General features: G+C 72.1%; 15 protein-coding genes and 1 pseudogene. 6 read left to right on the forward strand and 10 right to left on the reverse strand.

The annotated features are described in order from the left end of the window. Nucleotides 1-167: 167 nt before the first annotated feature. From ACGFH9_RS19430 to ACGFH9_RS19440, 3 genes are all read right to left on the reverse strand, one after another. Nucleotides 168-593, reverse strand: a complete 426-nt coding sequence (locus tag ACGFH9_RS19430; RefSeq protein WP_393221048.1) for an ATP-binding protein — start codon at nt 591-593, stop codon at nt 168-170. Then, the gene (locus tag ACGFH9_RS19435) at nt 593-925 is read right to left on the reverse strand and encodes an STAS domain-containing protein (RefSeq protein ID WP_393221051.1); all 333 of its coding nucleotides are present in this window, start codon (nt 923-925) and stop codon (nt 593-595) included. The genes ACGFH9_RS19430 and ACGFH9_RS19435 overlap by 1 nt, the downstream gene beginning before the upstream one ends. Before the next feature lie 162 nt (nt 926-1,087). Then, nucleotides 1,088-1,420 carry a nuclear transport factor 2 family protein gene (locus ACGFH9_RS19440; RefSeq protein ID WP_393221053.1) on the reverse strand — a complete coding sequence of 111 codons (333 nt, stop codon included), beginning with the start codon at nt 1,418-1,420 and terminating at the stop codon, nt 1,088-1,090. A gap of 180 nt (nt 1,421-1,600) precedes the next feature. Here ACGFH9_RS19440 and ACGFH9_RS19445 point away from each other — a divergent pair, with 180 nt between their 5' ends. After that, nucleotides 1,601-1,987 (forward strand): DUF2267 domain-containing protein, encoded by a 387-nt coding sequence (locus ACGFH9_RS19445; RefSeq protein WP_393221056.1) that lies wholly within the window; start codon nt 1,601-1,603, stop codon nt 1,985-1,987. A 153-nt stretch (nt 1,988-2,140) separates the two neighbouring features. Continuing rightward, a complete protein-coding gene (locus ACGFH9_RS19450; protein WP_393221058.1) occupies nt 2,141-3,112 on the forward strand; it encodes a hypothetical protein in 972 nt (323 codons plus the stop codon). Nucleotides 3,113-3,187: 75 nt separating this feature from the next. Here ACGFH9_RS19450 and ACGFH9_RS19455 read toward each other — a convergent pair whose 3' ends face one another. Continuing rightward, entirely contained in the window at nt 3,188-5,593 is a 2,406-nt protein-coding gene (locus tag ACGFH9_RS19455) for an RICIN domain-containing protein (RefSeq protein ID WP_393221060.1), read from the reverse strand. Between the two features lie 251 nt (nt 5,594-5,844). After that, nucleotides 5,845-6,681 carry a copper resistance protein CopC gene (locus tag ACGFH9_RS19460; protein ID WP_393221063.1) on the reverse strand — a complete coding sequence of 279 codons (837 nt, stop codon included), beginning with the start codon at nt 6,679-6,681 and terminating at the stop codon, nt 5,845-5,847. 101 nt (nt 6,682-6,782) lie between these two features. On the opposite strand from ACGFH9_RS19460, the gene ACGFH9_RS19465 reads away from it, so the two are divergent. From ACGFH9_RS19465 to ACGFH9_RS19475, 3 genes are read left to right on the forward strand one after another with little or no spacing between them, the layout of a single operon-like run. After that, a complete protein-coding gene (locus ACGFH9_RS19465; RefSeq protein ID WP_393221066.1) occupies nt 6,783-7,262 on the forward strand; it encodes a hypothetical protein in 480 nt (159 codons plus the stop codon). Nucleotides 7,263-7,268: 6 nt separating this feature from the next. Beyond that, nucleotides 7,269-8,624, forward strand: a complete 1,356-nt coding sequence (locus tag ACGFH9_RS19470) for a hypothetical protein (RefSeq protein WP_393221069.1) — start codon at nt 7,269-7,271, stop codon at nt 8,622-8,624. A gap of 20 nt (nt 8,625-8,644) precedes the next feature. Beyond that, nucleotides 8,645-9,412 (forward strand): nucleotidyltransferase domain-containing protein, encoded by a 768-nt coding sequence (locus tag ACGFH9_RS19475; protein ID WP_393221072.1) that lies wholly within the window; start codon nt 8,645-8,647, stop codon nt 9,410-9,412. 91 nt (nt 9,413-9,503) lie between these two features. Here the strand turns inward: ACGFH9_RS19475 and ACGFH9_RS19480 are convergent, their stop codons facing one another. The 3 genes from ACGFH9_RS19480 to ACGFH9_RS19490 all read right to left on the reverse strand — a co-directional run bounded on the left by ACGFH9_RS19480 (nt 9,504) and on the right by ACGFH9_RS19490 (nt 13,879). Then, nucleotides 9,504-10,268: a methyltransferase domain-containing protein gene (locus ACGFH9_RS19480; protein WP_393221073.1), complete on the reverse strand. Its 765-nt coding sequence runs from the start codon at nt 10,266-10,268 to the stop codon at nt 9,504-9,506. Nucleotides 10,269-10,398: 130 nt separating this feature from the next. Next, entirely contained in the window at nt 10,399-12,114 is a 1,716-nt protein-coding gene (locus tag ACGFH9_RS19485) for a hypothetical protein (RefSeq protein ID WP_393221076.1), read from the reverse strand. A gap of 202 nt (nt 12,115-12,316) precedes the next feature. Beyond that, a complete protein-coding gene (locus tag ACGFH9_RS19490) occupies nt 12,317-13,879 on the reverse strand; it encodes an FAD-dependent oxidoreductase (RefSeq protein ID WP_393221080.1) in 1,563 nt (520 codons plus the stop codon). Nucleotides 13,880-13,953: 74 nt separating this feature from the next. On the opposite strand from ACGFH9_RS19490, the gene ACGFH9_RS19495 reads away from it, so the two are divergent. Beyond that, nucleotides 13,954-14,550 carry a helix-turn-helix domain-containing protein gene (locus ACGFH9_RS19495; protein ID WP_393221083.1) on the forward strand — a complete coding sequence of 199 codons (597 nt, stop codon included), beginning with the start codon at nt 13,954-13,956 and terminating at the stop codon, nt 14,548-14,550. A 145-nt stretch (nt 14,551-14,695) separates the two neighbouring features. Here the strand turns inward: ACGFH9_RS19495 and ACGFH9_RS19500 are convergent, their stop codons facing one another. Next, nucleotides 14,696-16,246: a hypothetical protein gene (locus ACGFH9_RS19500; RefSeq protein WP_393221290.1), complete on the reverse strand. Its 1,551-nt coding sequence runs from the start codon at nt 16,244-16,246 to the stop codon at nt 14,696-14,698. 2,178 nt (nt 16,247-18,424) lie between these two features. Next, nucleotides 18,425-19,473: pseudogene (locus ACGFH9_RS19505) on the reverse strand (choice-of-anchor A family protein); the annotation flags it as partial. Nucleotides 19,474-19,548 lie beyond the last annotated feature (75 nt).

Genomic DNA, 19,548 nt, shown 5'->3' on the forward strand with positions numbered 1-19,548 from the left:
CAAGAGGGTGTCGAGGTCTTGCGTCACAACATGATCATCGGCACCCTCCCTTCATGCCCAGACATCGACCCCTGACATCGGAACTACTCGTCTAGACCCGCACCCCAACATGGGTCGACGGGCCCCTCTGACAGCTCTACGAACAGGTGCTCAGCACGCTGGCCGGCTCAGCGTCCGAGCCTGATCCGGACGATCGTCCCCTCGGGGGCGGCCCGCACGGTCACCTCGTCGCAGACCTGCTCGACGATGGCCAGTCCGCGGCCCCGTACGGCGTTGGCGGCGGGCATGTCCCGGCCGAGCGCCCGTGCCGAGCCCTGGTCGACGACGTCGCAGAACACCTGGTCGCCCTCGGCCCAGAGCCGGACCCGGCCACCGTCGACGGTGTGCTGCAAGGTGTTGGTCGCCAGCTCGCTGACCGCGAGCACCAGCAGCTCCACCCGCTCGGCCGACAGGCCCCGCGCGGTGGCGGCGTCCCAGACGAAGGCGCGCAACGCCCGCAGGTCGGATGCCACCTCGTACGTCATCGTGTCGGTGCGCGAGGCGAACGCGGGCTCCTCGGCCACCGCGTGGGTCTCCCGACGGTCGGTCGCCATCAGCCCGCCAGCCACGGGTCGTCGGCGGGCGGACGCAGCAGGTTGCCGATGCCGGTGATGTCGAGGACGGTCGCGACCGGGCCGGACGCGTTGACCGCGTACAGACGACGGCCGGTCGCGCGTGCCGCCTGGTGGGCGGTCACCAGGCCGTGCAGGCCCGTCGAGTCCATGAACCGCAGCCCGCCCACGTCGACCACCACCACCGACGCGGCGCGCACCGCCGCGGACAGCACGGTCATCAGCTCGGGCTGGGCCGCCAGGTCGCACTCACCGGTCAGCGTGACCACGATCCGCCCGGGTGTCGTGGACGTGCGGGCCTCGAAGTGCGCCATCGGACAGCAGCATCCTTCCTCGTAGCGTCAGCCGTTGTCGGGACATCATGTCATCCGACAGCCGCCCAGCCGTGTCCTCCGTTCGGCGGTTGATCAAGAAGGCGCGGCCACTGTGCGGCGGCGGACGGGTCAGGACCCCGCGTCGAACGCGACGGGCGGTCGCTACGGGCGGATGTCCAGGGCGCCGATCAGGCCGTCGCGCAGGGTGAACCGGTACCGCAGCTCGATCGGGCTGCCGGGGAAGTCGCCGGACACCCGCGTGAGGACCAGGTACGAGTCGCCGGCCTGGGGCGTGACCCGCACCGGCTCGGCGGTGTACGAGTACTCCGACATCGACCGTTCCCGCCAGGATCGGATGGAGGGCCGGCCGTCGTACAGGCGGTCCTCGTCGGCCACGCTCGCGGTGTCCGCGAAGCAGGCGACGAAGGCGTCCAGGTCACCGTCGCCGACCGCCCGGAAGTACCTGTCGATCACGTCGGGCAGGTCGACCGTCATCTGCTCCTCCTGCGGCATGGGCCGCCGTCGGGCGGCCGCCGTGGTCCCGGTCCGACCTCACCGTACGAGACGGCGTCGGTGGGACGCGGCGCAACCGACAGAACCACCGGCGGGATGACCCGGGTTTGCCGCCGTCCGGCCCGGGTAGCCACGCGTTCCGGCGACGGAAGGGGCGGGACCATGGCCGAACTGGCGTTCGTCGACAAGGTCGCGGCACGGGCGGGCATCCCGCCGGAAGAGGCACGCCCGCTGACCGAGGCGGTCCTGCGGACACTCACCGAGCGCCTCAGCGGCGGCGAGGCGTCCGCGCTCGCTCCGCACGTGGCCGCCGAGCTGAGCCCGCTGCTGGTGAAGGCCGCCGAACCGGCCGAGACATTCGGGTACGACGAGTTCCTGCGCCGCGTCGCCGACCGTGCCGGCACGGATCGGTCCGGCGCCGAGCGGGGCGCACGGGCGGTTCTCCAGACGATGCACCGGGTGGTCGGCCACCGGGAGTTCACCGACGCCCTGGCGCAACTCCCGGCCGACCTGCGGGCGCTGGCCCAGCCGCTGCCGCACGGCCCCTGACCGACGCGCGCCTGATGCGTCGGTGACCGTTCGGTCCCTGGCGTGCCACCACGACACCGGATCTACTGTGCGTAACCGATCGAACGCGCAGTGGCGGTTGTCCCGCGCCCGTCCGCTGGGTCGTCGCCGCTCCGATCCGGAGGAGCGTCCCCCTTGGCGTCCTTGGTGTTCCCGCGTCCCCTGCTGACCGCAGTGACGACCGTCGTCGCGATGATCACCCTCGCTCCCGCTCCCGCCGTCGCGTCGCCGCACAGCTATCGGGTCGTCGACCTCGGCACCCTGAGCGGGGGTGACGGCGCTGCGACGGCGATGAACGACCGCGGCGACATCGTCGGCTGGAGCACCGTCGCCGGCGGCGCCCGGCACGCCGTGCTCTGGCGACACGGCGTCATCACCGATCTGGGCGTGCTGCCCGGTGACACGGATTCCAGCGCCGTGGACGTCAACGAGTTCGGTGACGTGGCGATCACCTCGTTCGGCTCGGACTACCTGACCCGCGCGGTGCTCTGGCGCGACGGCCACCTCCGTGACCTTGGCACCCTGGGCGGGGAGAACAGTGTGGCGATCGGCGTCAACGACCGGCGGCAGGTGCTCGGCACCAGCGATCCGGCCGACGACATGCGGCACCGTTTCCTGTGGCGTGACGGGGTCTTCACCGACCTGGGTCGGGAGTACTTCTACGAGTTCACCAGCGACTTCAACAACGCGGGCGACGTGGTGGGTGGGTTCAACGTGCCGCCGCAGGACTACCCGTGCACCTGCGTCGGTGGCCGGTTGCGCGACGGCGTCCTCACCCAGATCGGCAGCGAGGCGCTCGGGGTCAACAACCGGGGTCAGGTGGTGGGCGCGGCGAACGGCCGGGCGTTCCGCTGGCAGAACGGGACACTCACCGACCTCGGCACGCTCGGCGGCGACCGGAGCCACGCCACAGCGGTGAACGACCGGGGGGTGGTGGTGGGCCGGAGCGCCACCACCACCGCCGCGTGGCACCCGTTCCTCTGGCGCAACGGTGTGATGACCGACCTGACCACCCGGGGCGTGTGGGAGACCGACTGGATCGAGGACATCAACATCAGCGGCCACCTCGTCGGCGCGCGGGGGAACCGGCCGGTGCTGTTCCGCTGAGCGTCGGTTCCCACACGGCTCACGAGACGGGGCGTGGCCCGACCCGCCGGTCTGACCACGCCCCCTCGTCCGAGGTCAGCCGGTTACCCCGCTGCTGACCACCCACTTCTGGTGTGCGCCGCCCGCGTACGTGCCGAGCTGGATCTGGGTGCCGTCGCCGGTGTTACCGCCGGCGGCCTCCATGATCTTGCCAGACTGCGGGTTGCGGATGGATCCGTCGCTCTGTGGCTGCCAGACCTGCGCGCCGGTGCCGTTGCAGGTCCAGAGCTGGATCTTCGTACCGTTCGTGGTGCCCGCGTTGTCCACGTCCAGGCACTTGCCGAGCACCCGGTACGTGTCGCCGACCCGGGTCCACGACTGGGCGGCGGTGCCGTTGCAGGTCCAGAGCTGGATCTTCGTACCGTCGGCGGTGCCCGAGTTGTCGACGTCCAGGCACTTGCCGCCGACGCCGGTGATGGTGCCGCCGATCGGCGGCGGCGGGCTGCCCGGGATGGAGTTGAGCGTGTACCACGCCTCGGTGCTCCACAGTGACTGGCCGCTGGTGGAGGTGAACGGGCGCGGTGAGCGCAGGTGCACCACCCGACCGGCCTTGCGGCCGGCCACCGCCAGGCTCACCTTCTTTCCGTCCGACGAGAGGGTGGCCGAGGTGACGGTGAGGGTCTCCTCGTCGATCTTCGGCCCGCCGTAGGCCGAGGTTGCCACGTACCGCCATTGCTTGATCTTGTAGTGGGACGCGAGGTTGGCGGCGGTCGCTGCCGAGACGGGCTGGGTGTACTCCACCTCGAAACCGGTGGTGGTGGCACGCATCGCCAGCATCTCGAAGGTGCTGGCGCTGTTCGGGGTGAGCTTCTGCAACCCGTACGTCAGCTTGCCGGTCTGCCCCCAGTTGCCGCCCGCGCCGAGCCCGCCGACGTAGATCGCGCCGTCCGGGCCGAGGTTCACCTCGGAGACGCCCGCCTCCAAACCCTGGGTGAGTCGGAACAGCGCGCCCTGGTACTCGCCGTTGACCTTCTCCACGGAGGCGCGTTGGAGACCGCCGTAGGTGACGTCGCCGATGACGAACTGGCCGGCGTACCGCCCGCTGGTGAGGTAGAGCGGCGTGCTCGGCGAGTTGGCGATCTCGTTCTGCGGCATCCAGAGCACCGGCGGGGTGACCGGGTTGGTGTCGAACGGACCGGCCGGGGTCGTGTAATGGTTGAAGAAGCGGCCCTGCTTGATGTGCACCAGCTTCGACGACGGCAGCCAGCCGCCCTGGTTGTCGGTGACGAAGATGCCGCCCTCCGGCCCCCAACCGATGCCGTGTGGTGTCCGCAGGCCGCCCGCGACGTAACTGACCGCGCCGGTGTCTTTGTTGACCTTGATGGTGGTGCCCCGGTTGGCGGCGGGCTGCGGCACGGTGGTCGCGCCGCCGTAGTCGATCGACACTGACAGGTTCACGTAGAAGAACCCGTCCTGGTAGAGCAGACCGAACGCGAACTCGTGGAACTTGCCGCCGTAAGGCCAGGTGGCGACGGTGTCGAGACGGTCGGCCACCTCGTCGCCGGTGGTGTCCACGAGCCGGGTCAGCCGCTGCTTCTCCGACACGTAGACCACGCCGTCGACGACCTTGAGCCCCATCGGCTCCTTGAGCCCACCGGCGATCTTCTTGGTGGTCACCGCCCCGGGACTTGTCGCGCCGCCGGTGCCGCCCATGATGTACACCTCGCCGTCCTGGGAGGTGCCGGACTGGTCGCTGCCACCCCAGGTGCTGATGACCAGCCGTCCGTCGGGCAGCCAGTCCATCCCGGTGACCTTCGGCTGGAAGCCGCTGGGTCGCAGGTTCGTGAGCGTGTAACCGGGGTGCACACCGGTCAGCGGCAGTCCGTCACCGGGAGTGTCGCTGACGCCCTCGCACTCCTTGCGTCCCGGTGCGGTGACCCGGACGACCCCGGCGTCGGTGCTCAACGCCGAGTTCGGTACGACCACGAAGGACGACGAGCCGGGCGTACGCCACTCCAGGGTGATCTGCTGGTCACCACCGCGCTCGAAGTGGTCGATGCGCAGGGGATGCAGGCCGGCGGCGAGGGTGACAGTGCCCTCCTTGGGTGGGGTGGCGCCGTGCAGACCGTCGTGGTTGACGACGGCTGTGTTGTCGATCGTGAGCTTGGACCCGTCGTCGCTGCTGAGCCGGAAGGTGTAGCTGCCGGCCTGGGTGACGGTGATGTTGCCGAGCACCTGCGAGACGAAGTTGTCGTCGAAGCCGAAGTCGGCCGCCGACGTCCAGTTGATCGTGGACATGAGCTTGTCGACGTTCGGGGTCTGCGCGGGCTTGAGCGTGCAGATCTCGGAGAGCGGCACCTGCACGTCGTAGACGCGCAGGGTGACGCCCGGTTCCTGCTCTGCGGCGGCGTCGGCCGGGTCGGCCCAGAAGCCGACGGTGAGGACGAGCGCGAGCGCGCCCAGGACGGGACTGCGGAATCGGCGAGGCAGCCGTGTACCCATCGTTCCTCCAACGAGGATGGGGAGTGACCGGCGGCCGGCATGCAGCGATGGTGAGGTGGGCGGCCGCCGGCCCGGTCCGTAACGTCCTCGACGCCGACGAGTGACGATCCGGAAACACCGGGTTGATGGGTCGAGACATTAAGGGGTTTCGATCAGGGTGTCCATGCCTTTGCATCGATGCATCAAAAGTTCCCGATGTCCGTGCGAAAGCTCGCGGCACTGATCCCGAATGTCCAGGGATGTGACCGGCCTCAGCGGCGTCCGCGACGAGCCGGCCGGCGGTTCGTTCCGCCGCGTGGACGCGGGACGCTGCCGCCTGTTGGACGTGAGGCGCCGCCGCGCGGGCGGGCAGCCTTACCCGCCGGCCGGGACGCGGGGCGACGGCGGGCCGCCACGACGATGAGCGTGCCCACGACGGCGACGATGGCCGCGGGTACCACCCACGAGGGAAGTCCCCCGTCCTTCGAGGGCGCCGGCGGCGCGGCGGCGGGGGTGATCGCCGGGTCGAGTGTCGCGGCCGGTACGGCCGACGGCGACGTGCCGCCCTCGGCCTGGGCGAGCAGGGCGGGATCGGGACCGTCCGTCGGGGTCGTCCAGCCGGCCGGGGCGGCCGTGCTCGGCCCCTGGTAGTCGAACGTGACGGTGCCGCGCACCGCCTCGCCGTCGGAGGCGACCGTGAGGTAACTGGCGGTGTACCTGCCCTTCGCCGGCCAGTGCGCGACGGCCACCATCGCGGGGAAGCCGGTGTGGTACAGCCGCGGCTCGAAGACGCCGTTGACCATGAAGTACTCCTGGACCGGCTTGTCCAACCGCTTCGGCTCGCCGTGCGACCAGCCGCTGTCCACCCGCGACCCGTTCGGGCCGGTGAGGGTGAAGTGCGCGTTGGCGGCCGGCTTCTCCGTGAAGTACAACCCCAGCTGGGCGAGAGGCTGGCGCACCACGGTGCCGGTCAGCGGGGTGGAGGTCGCCAACTGGCCGTGCGCGGACGCCGGGGCGGCGGGCAGCGCCAGTGACGCCACCAGCAGCGCGGCCAGCACCGCGAGGGTACGACTCACGGTGTTACCGACAGTGGCGAGCCTCGATCGCATTCGTTCATCATGGTCATTTCCCCGTCGCCGAACAAGACGTAGAGTTCACCCTCCGACGATCATCTCGACACCCCGTCCCCCCGCGTCGTTCGGAGTCCGCCGTGCCCGTCCCCGGTTCGCGCCCCACCGCCCGCCCCGTCGCCCTCGTGGTCACCGGTCTGCTCACCGCCCTGCTCGCCACGGGCTGCGGCCAGGATGACGACCCGTCCGTCGCCACACCCTCGACGGCCCCGACGTCGGCCGCCGCGCCGACCACGTCCGCCGCGTCGGCCACGCCGGGCAGCCCCACTCCCGCCGCGACGCCCAGCACGACCGCGGTCGACCGGGAGATCACCGTGACCGTCGCCAAGCGACGGGTCACCCCGCCGACCGGCCGGGTGACGGTGACCAAGGGCCAGTTGGTCCGGATCACGGTCACCTCGGACGTCGCCGACGAACTGCACGTGCACGGCTACGACCTGGGCGCCCGCCTGCCGGCCGGCGCGCCGGGCATGGTCGAGTTCCGGGCCGACAGGACCGGGCTGTTCGAGGTCGAGACGCACGAGACCGAGCTGGTGCTGTTCCAGCTCGTCGTCCGCTGATCTCCGATGTCCGCCGCTCCCACGCTGCTGGCGCACGGCGTCGGCGGCCGCCAGGACCTTCCGATCACGCTGCCCGAACTCGTCGTCGCCGCCGCCCTGACCCTGGTCGTCACGTTCCTCGCGTTGGGCCTGCTCTGGCGCGAACCGCGCCTGGACCGGGACGCCGCCGGTGGCCGGCCCGTGCCGGACCGGCTGGCCCGCCTCCTCGACGCCCCGACGTTCCGGTGGGTGCTGCGCGGACTGGGGTTGCTCGCCACCGGCTGGTTCTGCGTCGGCCTGCTCGCCGGGCCGGACACCCCGGACAATCCCACGGCCGGCGCGCTCTACGTGCTCCTCTGGGTCGGCCTGGTGCCCGTCTCGCTGCTGTTCGGCCCGGTCTGGCGGGTGGTCAACCCGCTGCGTACCGTGCATCTGCTCGGCGCGCTCGCGGCCCGGCGCGATCCGGCGCGCGGCATCCGCGAACTGCCGGGCGGTGTGGGCCTCTGGCCCGGCGCGGTCACCCTCTTCGCATTCGTCTGGCTCGAACTGGTCGCGCCGGACCGGGCCACCCTGCCGGTCATCACCGCGTGGCTGGCCGGGTACGCCGTGGTGATGCTGGCCGGCGCGGTGCTGTTCGGCGCGGAATGGTTCGACCGGGCCGACCCGTTCGAGGTCTACAGCACGCTCGTCGGCCGGCTCGCTCCGATCGGCAGGGCCGCCGACGGTGTACTGGTGTGGCGCAACCCGCTCGACGGGATCGCCGGTCTGCGACCCCGTCCCGGGCTGGTCGCCGTGGTCATCGTGCTGCTCGGCTCGACCATGTTCGACAGCCTCTCCAACGCGCCGGCATGGCTGCGCTTCGCGCAGGAGAACGGGCTGCACCCGGCGGTCACCGGCAGCGCCGGACTGGTCCTGGTCATCGGGGCGGTCGCTGTGGCGTACCTCGCCGCCACCGGGGTCGCGGCCCGCGTCGGTCGCACCGAGCGGGCGGACGCTGGCGCGGTCGCCGCGCGGCGGGTGCCGGGCGAGATCGCGCACTCGATCGTGCCGATCGCGGTGGGCTACGTGGTGGCGCACTACTACTCGCTGCTGATCCTGGAGGGTCAGCGCACCGTCGCCCTGCTCTCCGACCCCCGCGACACCGGAGCGGACGTCTTCGGCACCGCGGGCTGGGAACCGCACACCGCGCTGGTCACGCCGTCCGGGGTGGCCAACCTCCAGATCACCGTCATCATCGTCGGGCACCTGCTCGGCACCCTGCTCGCCCACGACCGCGCCCTGTACCTGTTTCCCCGCGCGCGGGCGGTCGTCGGTCAGCTCCCGCTGCTCGCGCTGATGGTCGCCTACACCGTCGCCGGCCTGCTGCTGCTCTACGCCGGTTAGCTCTGGGTGAGGATGGGGGTGTGGACTCCGCTCTGACGCGCTACCTCGACGATCTCGTGGACGCCGCCCGGGACGTGCTCGGCGACGATCTCGTCGGCGCGTACGCGGCCGGTTCGGTGGGGCTCGGCGCGTACCAGGCCGGACGCAGTGACGTGGACGTCGCGCTGGTCTGCGTCGACCCGCTCCCCGAGACCGTCAAGCGGACGCTCGTGGCACGGCTGCGACACGAGGCGCTGCCCTGTCCGGCGCGCGGGCTGGAACTGGTCGTGTACCGGCGGGCGGTGGCCGCCGCCGGCAGCCCCGAGCCCGGCTTCGAGGTCGAGCTGAACACCGGACGCGCCATGCCGTTCCGCCGCACCCTCGACCCGGCCGACCGCCCGGACGTCGACGGCCGGTTCTGGTACGGGCTGGACCGCAGCATCCTGCACCAGAGCGGACTGCCGCTTGCCGGTCCTCCGGCGGCGGAGGTCTTCGCCGACCTTCCCCCGGACGCTCTGCGTCGGCTGCTGGTGGAGGCGCTTACCTGGTGGCTGGCCCTGCCGACGCCACCGGACGACCGGCCCGCGCCCGGGGCGGAGGACGCGGTGCTCGGCGCATGCCGCTCCCTGGTGCGCCACCGCGACGGCGTCTGGCTGTCCAAGGTGGCCGCTGGTCAGCGACTCGTCGACTCCGGCGACCCGGCCGACGTGATCCACCGGGCGATCGCCGCGCGGCACGGCGGCCCACCGCCCGCCGGAGGTGAGGCCCGTGCCTTCCAGCAACGGGTACGCGCCGAGATCGCCGGCTGACCGCACCCGCTGGGAGGTGCTCAGCGCACCGGCACACCTCGGGTCCGGCGAGCGGCGTGCGGCGGCTGCGGGACCGACGTGCCGTGGATGCTCAGCCCGCCTCGGCCGTGACCAGGTAGAGGGTGCAGCTCGCCAGCAGAGGACCAGCGGTGAGACGCCCCAGCCACGCCTGAGCGTCCGTGTCGGTCAGCTCGCCGGCCGTCACCGCACGCGCGGAGTTGCGCCGCAGACCCAGAATCCGGTCCGCCGTGCCGAAATCCTCGAAGACGACGGCGGTCGCCTCGACCGAGCGCACCCGCAGGCCGGCCCGTACCGACAGCCGGACCAGGTCCCGCCCGACCGTCGGATTCCGCACCCGACCCGCCACGAACCGGGCGAAGCGGCGGCTCGTCTCCACGTCGTCGTCGGCGACGGCCAGGGTGTCCCAATCCGGCTCGGTCACCGCGAGCACACCCCCCGGACGTAACACCCGGCGGACCTGCGCCAACACCGTCGCGGGATCGTCCACGTGCATCAGCACCCGGTCGATCCGGACCCGGTCCATGCTGGCGTCGTCCAGCGGAAGCGCATGGGCATCGCCCGCGCGCAGATCGATCCCCGACCGGCCGGCCACCCGCCGGGCCGCCTCCGCGAGCATCCGCCCGTCCCGATCGACTCCGACCACCAGGCCGTCGGGCCGGACCGCGTCGGCCAGCCGCCCCAGATCGGTGCCCGGGCCGCAGCCGACGTCCACGACGGCGTGCCCCGGCCGCAGGTCGAGAGCGTCGACGGCACGCCTCTTGTAGTCGCGGCCGATCGTGGTGGCGGCGGCCGCGTCCAGGTACGCGATCTGGTCCACACTCGTGCGCTGGCTCATCCGCCCATCCCACCATCGGCTCGGCAACGCGCGGTGCAGACGATGCGCGGATTCGGTGTAGACCGCCCGGTGTCGGTTCTGCGGACCGGGCCGGGACGCACGCGCCCCGGCCCGGTCCGCGCCGGCGGGCTCAGTGTCGGCCGTTGCCGTTGCCGTTGCCGTTGCCGTTGTCGTTGACCGGCTGCCCGAAGGCCAGGAACGGCACGGGCGTCGGGGGCTCGGTCCGGGCGAAGATCGGCTCGGGCTGCGGGGTGGGCGTTACCGACGTGGCCGTCCGTTCGGCAAGCGCCACCGGGTACCGCACGGGCGTCCCCTCCGGGCGGTCACCGCCGGTGTGCTCGGCGTCGGCGTGGGTCTCGTCGGCGTGGGCCCCGTCGTGATCGTCGGCGTGGGCCTCGCTGTGAGCCGCCTCGTCGTCACCGGTCCGGTCCGCGTCGACACGGTCGGTAGGCGCCTGCTCGGTGTCGGTCTCGTCGCCACCGGCACGTTCGTCGGCGTCGACGTCGGTGCGGTGGCTCGCCGGCGGGTCGACGGGGATCAGCTCGACACCCGCACGGGCGGGAGTCGACCGTGGACCGACCATCGGATACTCGGCGGTCTCCGTACCGCCGGCCGCAGCGGCCATCACGGCGGCGGCGGCCAGGTCGGCCACCCGCTTCGCCTCCCGCTGGACCCGGGCGCGGACCTCCTTCGCGTGCCGCTCGGCGGAGTCGCCGGCCCGCCGAGCCTCGTCGAGTCGAGTCGCCTCGGCGGTCAGGTCCCGCCGCACCTCGCTCAGCCGTTGCTGGATGCGGGACAGCTCGTTCTCCAGGGTCTCGCCCTCCTGGCGGACCTCGGCGAGCTGCTGCTGGGCGGTCTCCAACTCGGCGTGCAGTTGGGCCGACTCCTCGCGGCGCTTCTCGATGTCCCGCTGGAGCGCCGTCAGCTGCTCCTGGTGGCTGGCGGCCTGCTCGTCGGCCCGGTTACGCAGCTCGGTCACGTGCTGCTGCGCCTCGGCGAGCAGCGCGGCGATCTGCTGCTCGGTGAAGCTGCGCTGCTCGGCCAGCTCCTCCTGCGCCGCCGCCTGCAACTCGGCGATCTCCTGCTCGGCGGCGCTGCGCCGTTCGGCGACCTCGCGCTCCACACCGGCCTGCCACTGGGCCATCTCCTGCTGGTTCTTGGCCCGGGCCGCCTGGACCTCCTGCTGGATCTGGGTACGCGCCGACTTCATCAGGGCGTCGGCGGCGACCCGCGTCTGGTTGAGCTGCTGCGCGCTCTGCTCGGTGATGCGCTTCGCCTCGTGCTGGGCGCGTTCGTGCGCTGCCTCGCCGTCGGCGCGCAGTTGCTCGGCGCGTTCCCGGATCGCGGTCAGCTCGGCCTCGGCCACGGCGCGCCGCTCCTCGTACGCCTGCTCCTGCTCGCTGCGCCGCGCCGCCACCTCCTCGGACAGGTCCTGGCGTGCCTGCGCGGCCCGCTCGCGGGTGTCGACGAGGATCCTCTCCGCCTCGTTGCGCAGCTCGTTGGCCCGGTCGGTGGCCGACTCGGTGATGAGAGCGGCCTGCTTCTCGGCGAGGGTCAGTATCTCGCCGACCATCGGGCCCAGATCCTGGAACGAGGCGCGGTCGACCTGCACCGGCTGCTCGTGCAGCTGGGCCAGCTCGGCGCGCAGCCGCTGCACCTCGGCGGTCAGCTCCCGCACCCGCACCGCGGACCGGCCGTGCTCGCCGCTGAGCATCGCGATCTGCCCGTCGAGCTGCTCCAGGTGCCGGTCCACCTGGCGTTTGTCGTAACCGCGCAGGGCGAGCTCGAAGCTCGGCCGCGAGGCCGCGTCGTCGCGTGCTGCGAGCGGCTCAGCGCCGATGGACATGCACCATCCTCCGTACAGTCGGGGCGCAAGGGCCGGCGGTCGACCGCCCTGCGGGCCGTGAGTGTGGCGCAACGCTACCGCCGAGCCGCCTCCCGTGCGAAGGCCCGCACCCCTCATTCGTCGATCATGGAGTCGTGGTGCCCGGAAGGCCCTGATCCGCGGCACTTGTCATCCACCACGACTTCATGATCAGCGGTGCGGTTCAGCGACGGCGGGCCACCATGACCGCGTCGTGGTGGACGACGTCGTGTGGGCCGGGGCGGGGACGGGTGTCGGTGGTGAGGACGTCCCAGCGGGTCGGGTCCAGCGCCGCGGCCACGTCCTCGGCGGTGTACATCATGTCCGGCATGTGCATCCGGTGCCCCGACGTCCACAGGTCCATCGGGTGGTGCCCCACGATCAGCAGCACGCCACCCGGGGCCACCGCGGCGGCCAGCCGGGTGAACAACTCCCGCCGCTGCACGGGGGGCAGGTGCATGAACTGTGCCGACACCAGGTCGTACGCCTCCTCGGCGGGCGGCTTGTCGCGCAGGTCGGCGTGCGTGAACTCGATCTGGTGACCGACCCCGGCGGCCTCGGCGTGTTCGGCGGCCCGGGTCAGCGCGGTGGTCGAGATGTCCACCGCCGTCACCCGCCAGCCCCGTTCGGCCAGCCACACCGCGTCGGCGCCCTCACCGCTGCCCACGTCCAGCGCCCGCCCCGGAGTCAGGTCGGCCGCCTCGGTGACCAGCTGCGGGTTCGGGCGGCCACTCCACACCGCCGGCTTCGACAGGTACCGCTCCTCCCACGCCGGCTCCTCGAAGGTCGTGGCGACCAGTTGCCGGTACGCGGTCACCGCGTCCCGGGTGTCCTCGGCGATGAGGTCGGCGTTGATCGCCGCCGCGGCGGTGAGCCCGGCGGCGGCGGACGTGATGACCTGACCGCGCAGGTCGGCCACGTTACCGGCCACCCAGACGCCGGGAACGGTCGTCGCTCCGGTGGCGTCGGCGGGGACCTGGGTGCCGACCACGTGCCCACCCATCGTCACCTCCTCGGGGGCCAGACCCAGCCCGACCAGCAGGTCGGCGCGGGGTGCCGTGCGGGTGGCGACCACGACCACGTCGAGGGCCACCACGCGGCCGTCGGCGAGCCGGACACCGCTGAGCGCGTCCTCGGTCACCTCGATCGCGGCGACCGGGCCGGGCACCACCGCGATGCTTCGGGCGGCGAGCCGTTCGGCGGTCTCCTCGTCGAGGGGCGGCGCGTCGTGCAGCAGGAGGAGCACGTCGGACGTCCACTGCCGCCACATCTCGGCCTGGTGCACAGCCATCGGCCCGGTAGCCAGCACGCCGACGCGGCGGTCGCGCACCTCCCAACCGTGGCAGTACGGGCAGTGCAGCACGTCACGGCCCCACCGCTGCGCCACCCCGGGTACGTCGGGCAGCTCGTCGGTCAGCCCGGTGGCCACCAGCAGTCGACGGGCCCGCACTGCGGCGCCGTCGTCGAGGGCGAGCCGGAAGCCCTCGTCGTCCCGGGTCGCGGCCTGGACCCGGCCGGCCCGGAACTGCCCGCCGTACCCGGCCACCTCGGCGCGCCCGGCGGCGATCAGCTCGGCCGGCGGCGTCCCCTCCCGGCCCAGGTAGTTGTGCACGTGGTCGGCGGGCGCGTTCCGCGGCTCGCCCGAGTCGATCACCAGCACCGACCGCCGCGCGCGGGTCAGCGCCAGAGCGCCGCTGAGCCCGGCCGCGCCACCACCCACCACCACCACGTCGTACGTCTCGTCCACCGGAATGTCCCCCTGTTCGTCGGCTGAGCCCACCATCCGTCGCCGTCGCCGAGATGGCAAGTATCGTTGCTGTTATGGCAAACGACGACAACGCCGCGCTGGCCGCCGTCGGCCCCCGCCTGCGTGCCCTACGCCACCAACGCGGCACCACGTTGACCCAGCTCGCCGATCTGACCGGCATCTCGGTGAGCACCCTGTCCCGGCTCGAGTCCGGCAGCCGCCGGCCCACCCTGGAACTGCTGCTTCCGCTGGCCCGGGCCTACCAGGTGGCGCTGGACGAGCTGGTGGACGCCCCGGCCACCGGCGACCCCCGCGTACGCCCCAAGCCGATCGTGATCCACGGCGTGACCCACCTGCCGCTGACCCGCCGCCCCGGCGGCTTGCAGGCGTTCAAGCAGATCTTCCCGCCGGACCCGACCGCCGGGGGACGAACCCCGCAGGTTCACGAGGGGTACGAGTGGCTGTACGTGCTCTCGGGTCGACTGCGCCTGGTGCTCGGCGACCGCGACCTGATCCTGACGCACGGAGAGGTGGCCGAGTTCGACACCCGCATCCCGCACCTCATCATGAACCCGGGGCCCGGCACGGCCGAGGCGCTCAGTCTCTTCGGGCCGCAGGGGGAGCGGCTGCACGTACGCGCCCGCCCCGCTGGGTCCGACCGCCCCGATTGACCGCCGATCGACACGACATCGGCGATGTCGCGGTATCCAGGCCATCGGACACCCCGACATCGCCGACCTCGTGCCCCGGCTGGCGGTGCTGTGCCGCGGGGGCCGGACCGGTTCCCCTCCGGTCCGACCCCCGCGACGCCCCGCGCTAGGCGCGGAGCCTGCGCTGGCGGACGACCAGCAGCAACGCGGCACCGAGCAGTACCGCCAGCACCCCGGCGGTCATCCAGCCACCGATCGGGAACGACGTACCGGTCACCGGCAGCTTGCCCTTCACCGGAATGGTGATGGTGGACTCCGGCGCCACCGGCGCGGGGCCGTCCGGCGGGGTGCCCGTTGCCGTCGCGGTGTTCCGCACCGAGCCGTGGTGGTAGTCGGCCTTGCTGACCGTGTACGTCGCCGTGCAGGTCACCGCAGCGCCGGCGGCCAGGGTGACCGCGCCGTTGGGTGTCCGGTCCGGCCCACAGGTGATCGGGCCGAGGTTGGCCGGTGACGCCGGCGCCGTGAGGGTGTCGGTGATCGTGACGCCGGTCAGCGTCACCTGCCCGGTGTTGGTGACGACGAACTGGAACGGCACCTGCTGACCGGGCCGACTGATCTTCCCGGTGCTGCTGGACTTCACCACGGTGATCGCCGCGCCCCGGGTGGCGGTGACCTCGGCGGCGACGGGTCCGGAGCGTACCGGGGCGGGTGGTTCCTGGCCCGGGATGGTCGGCGGCGTGCCGACCGCCACGGCCGTGTTGGTGATCCGGCCGGCCTCGATGTCCGCCGTCGTGACGGCGTAGGTCGACGTGCAGGTGGTGCTCGCTCCGGCGAGCAGGGTGACGCTGCCGTTCGGAACGGGCGGGGTGCCGCAGGTGATCGCCCCGGGCGTGCCGGTTCCGGAGAACTCCGTCTCGTCGACGGTCACCGACGTGAGCGGGGTGTTGCCGGTGTTGCTCACCACGAACCGGTACGTGACCACGTCACCGGCCGCCGACACCACGCTGGGTGTGGCCGACTTGGTGATGGCGATCGCCGGGTGTGGGATCGGGATGTCCAACGGGGACGGCGGCGAGACCGTCGGCGGCCCGAACGGCGGCGTGCCGGTCGCGGTGGCGACGTTGCGCAGCGACGAGCCGGTGAAGTCCTCCTCGGTCACGGTGTAGGTCGTCCGGCACTGGATGGACGCGCCCGGTTCCAGGGTCACCTGGCCGTTCGGGATGTTCTGCGGGCCGCAGGTGATGTCGCCGAGCTCGGCGCGCGGGGACGGCGGCAGCACGGTGTCGTTCACGGTCACCCCGGTGAGGGTCAGGCCGCCGGTGTTGACCACCAGGAAGGTGTACGGCACCTGCTGGCCCGGCGCGGTGACCGCCACCGTGGTCGACGATTTGATCACGTCGATGCCGGGGACGAGCCCTGCCTGGGGAATGGTCAGCGTCGAGGGTGGCGAGTCCACCGGCGCGCCCCCGGGTGGGGTGCCGTGTGCGGTGGCGGTGTCGGTGACCCCGTCGTTGTCCAGGTCGGCCTGGGTGACGGTGTAGGTGGCCGTGCAGGCGGTCGTCTCACCCGGCGCGAGGGTGGTCACCGCGCAGGTGATCGGGCCGAGGTTCGCGTTGGACGAGGGCGGTGCCTGGACGTCGGTGACGGTGACGGTGGTCAGGGTGAGTCCGCCGGTGTTGACCACGTGGAAGCGGTACGGCACCTGCTGGCCGACCATGCTGATCGTGGTGACCTCGGACGTCTTCACTACCGAGATCGCCGCCACCAGCCCGGATTCGGGGATCGTCAGTGTGGACGGCGGTGAGTCCACCGGCGTCTCGCTGTTCGGCGGTGTGCCGTGCGCGGTGGCGGTGTCGGCGACGGCGTTGTTGTCGAGGTCGGCCTGGGTGACGGTGTAGGTGGCCGTGCAAGCCGTCGCCTCACCGGGTGCGAGGGTGGTCTGCGGGCAGGTGATCGGGCCGAGGTTCGCGTTCGACGACGGCGGTGTCTGCACGTCCGTGACGGTGACGGTGGTCAGCGTGACGCCACCGGTGTTGGTCACGAGGAACTGGTAGGGCACCTGCTGGCCGACCGCGGTGATCGCCACCGTGGTCGACGACTTGATGACCGCGATCGACGGCGTGACGTCGGCCGCCGGAATGGTCAGCACGGACTGGTCCGAGTCGACCGGCTGCTCGGTGCCCGTCGGGGTGCCGTGCGCGGTCGCGACGTCGGTGACCTCGTCGTTGTCCAGGTCGGCCTGGGTCACTGTGTAGGTGGCCGTGCAGGTGGTGGTCTCGCCGGGCGCGAGGGTGGTCTGCGGGCAGGTGATCGGGCCGAGGTTCGCGTTCGACGACGGCGGTGTCTGCACGTCGGTGACGTTGACGTTGACGAGTGTGACGCCGCCCGTGTTGGCGACCAGGAAGTGGTAGGGCACCTGCTGGCCGACGGCGCTGATGGTCGCGCTGGTGGACGACTTCACCAGCGCAATCGCCGGGGCGGGCGCGTCACCGGGGATCGTCAACGTGGACGGCGGCGACTGTACCGGCGGCCCGCCGCCGGGCGGGGTGCCCCGCGCGGTAGCGGTGTCGCGGACGGCACCGAAGTCCAGGTCGGCCTGGGTGACCGTGTAGGTGGCGGTGCAGTCCGTCTGCGCCCCGGGGGCGAGGGTGGTGGCGGCGCAGGTGATCGGGCCGAGGTTGTCGTTCGACGACGGCGGGGTCTGTACGTCGGTGACGGTGACGTTGGTCAGGGTGAGCCCGCCGGTGTTGACCACGTGGAAGGCGTACGGCACCTGCTGCCCGGCGGTCTCGATCGAGACGGTGGTGGACGTCTTCACGACCGCGATCGCGGCGACCAGGCCGGTCTCCGGAATGGTCAGCGTGGCCGGTGGCGAGTCGATCGGCGTACCCCCGGGTGGGGTGCCGTGTGCGGTGGCGGTGTCGGTGACGCCGTCGTTGTCGAGATCGGCCTGGGTCACGGTGTAGGTGGCGGTGCAGGTGGTCCGCGCGCCGGGGGCGAGGGTGGTGGCGGCGCAGGTGATCGGGCCGAGGTTGGCGTTGGACGACGGTGGTGCCTGGACGTCGGTGACGTTCACGCTGGTCAGCGTCAGTCCGCCGGTGTTGACCACGTGGAACGCGTACGGCACCTGCTGGCCGACCGTCGTGATCGAGGCGGCGGTGGAGGTCTTCGTGACCGCGATCGACGGGGTCAGACCGGCCGCCGGAATGGTCAGCGTGGACGGCGGCGAGGTCACCGGTGCGCCGGTGGGTGGCGTACCCCGCGCGGTGGCGGTGTCGCGTACGCCGTCGTTGTCCAGGTCGGCCTGCGTGACCGTGTAGGTGGCGGTGCAGGTGGTGGTCTGTCCGGGTGCGAGGGTGGTCTGTGGGCAGGTGATCGGGCCGAGGTTGGCGTTCGACGACGGCGAGGTCTGCACGTCGGTGATGGCGATGGCGGTGAGCGTGACGCCGCCGGTGTTGGTGACCAGGTACCGGTAGGGCACCTGCTGACCGACAGTGGTGATCGAGGCGGTGGTGGACGACTTGATGACGGCGACGGCGGCGGTGAGCACCTGCGCCGGGATGGTCAGGGTGTCCGGGTCGGAGACGACGGGCTGACCGACGGGTGGGGTGCCCCGGGCGGTGGCCGCGTTGGTCACCCCGCCGTTGTCGAGGTCGGCCTGGGTGACGGTGTACGTGGCGGTGCAGGCGGTGCGCTCGCCGGGCGCGAGGGTGGTGGCGGCGCAGGTGATCGGGCCGAGGTTGGCGTTCGACGACGGCGGGGTCTGCGTGTCGGCCACCGAGATGCCGGTCAGCGTGACGCCGCCGGTGTTGACCACGTGGAACGAGTACGGCACCTGCTGCCCGACGGTGGTGATCAACGTCGTCGTCGACGACTTGATCAGCGAGATGTCGGCCGGGGTGGCGCCCTCGCAGGAGAGCGTGGTGCTGAACGGGAAGTAGTGGATCTCGCCGCCGCGGTGGTCGAGCGTGCGGGTGATGACGCTGCCCTCAGTGTCGCTGGCCGAGAGGTCGGTGAGGCTGGCGTTGGGGGCGTAGATGGTCCCCTCCACCATGGCGGCCTGCGGGGTGAGAGTCAGCGTGGTCGCGGTCGGGAAGTTGAACAGGATGTAGCGAGCCTGCTCGCCGCCGATACCGGCGAAGTTCGGGGCGGTCCAGTCGAACGTGTTGCCGATGCCCGTCGTGTCCACGTTGACCAGCAGCGGGGTGGTCGCGGTGGGCTGGCTGGCGAAGGTCAGGATCTGGATGTTGGCGAGGTCGGCGGCGGTCAGGTTGAGCACGTTTGTCACGCCCGGGGTGAGGGTGACCACGGCGTTGCTGCCCGGCGGGATCGGTCGGGGCAGCACGTCGCCGTTCGGCGTCCGGAGCACCACCGTGTTGTCGCAGGTGGCCAGGCCGGCGGTGGTGTCGCGGAAGGCGGCGAACGCCGCGGCGAAGTTGATCGGCGAGGTGGGCCCGACGCTGGGGACGGGCTGCCGGGTGACCAACTCGACCCGGGGGACGCGTCGTAGTTGTCCGACGGCAGGATTCGCGTGTTGACCTGCGCGCCGTTGTTGTCGGTGTCGCGCACGACCGTGCCGGTCAGGTTGCCGACCTTCGCGTACCCGTTGGAGAGCACCTGGAGGCGCGTGCCACCGACACTGCCGGCGAAGTTCACGCGTCCGCCGACGACGAGGGCGCTCGGGCGGGCGTCGCCCGGTACGACGAACGAACCGGCCGTCGCCCCGGCGAGCTGGTAGTTGCCGAAGGTGAGGTCACCGCCGACGGCGAGGGTGCCCTCGTTCTCGTCGTTGACCACGTTGGCGTTGCCCTCGGTCATCACCCCGAAGCTCAGCGCCTCGGCGACCGGGTCCACCGGACCGATCGCCTCGTCGACCGCGGCCAGCACCGGGTTGGCCCGGGTGGGCGCGGCGGACGCCGGCAACAGGCCGGTGACCGCCAGCATCCCGCCGACGGCAAGCAGCGCCGTCGTCCGCGACCCGCGACTGCCCCAGGCAAACATCCTCATCACGCCCCCGTT

The sequence above is a fragment of the Micromonospora sp. NPDC049102 genome (assembly GCF_043197485.1).
In the GTDB taxonomy this organism is placed as follows: domain Bacteria; phylum Actinomycetota; class Actinomycetes; order Mycobacteriales; family Micromonosporaceae; genus Micromonospora.

Bases quoted from the DNA above. Each gene is read 5' to 3' on its own strand.
- ACGFH9_RS19430 (WP_393221048.1), bottom strand. From the start codon at position 593: ATGGCGACCGACCGTCGGGAGACCCACGCGGTGGCCGAGGAGCCCGCG.
- ACGFH9_RS19435 (WP_393221051.1), bottom strand. From the start codon at position 925: ATGGCGCACTTCGAGGCCCGCACGTCCACGACACCCGGGCGGATCGTG.
- ACGFH9_RS19440 (WP_393221053.1), bottom strand. From the start codon at position 1,420: ATGACGGTCGACCTGCCCGACGTGATCGACAGGTACTTCCGGGCGGTC.
- ACGFH9_RS19445 (WP_393221056.1), top strand. From the start codon at position 1,601: ATGGCCGAACTGGCGTTCGTCGACAAGGTCGCGGCACGGGCGGGCATC.
- ACGFH9_RS19455 (WP_393221060.1), bottom strand. From the start codon at position 5,593: ATGGGTACACGGCTGCCTCGCCGATTCCGCAGTCCCGTCCTGGGCGCG.
- ACGFH9_RS19460 (WP_393221063.1), bottom strand. From the start codon at position 6,681: ATGCGATCGAGGCTCGCCACTGTCGGTAACACCGTGAGTCGTACCCTC.
- ACGFH9_RS19470 (WP_393221069.1), top strand. From the start codon at position 7,269: ATGTCCGCCGCTCCCACGCTGCTGGCGCACGGCGTCGGCGGCCGCCAG.
- ACGFH9_RS19480 (WP_393221073.1), bottom strand. From the start codon at position 10,268: ATGAGCCAGCGCACGAGTGTGGACCAGATCGCGTACCTGGACGCGGCC.
- ACGFH9_RS19485 (WP_393221076.1), bottom strand. From the start codon at position 12,114: ATGTCCATCGGCGCTGAGCCGCTCGCAGCACGCGACGACGCGGCCTCG.
- ACGFH9_RS19495 (WP_393221083.1), top strand. From the start codon at position 13,954: ATGGCAAACGACGACAACGCCGCGCTGGCCGCCGTCGGCCCCCGCCTG.
- ACGFH9_RS19500 (WP_393221290.1), bottom strand. From the start codon at position 16,246: ATGGTCGGCCAGCAGGTGCCGTACCGCTTCCACGTGGTCAACACCGGC.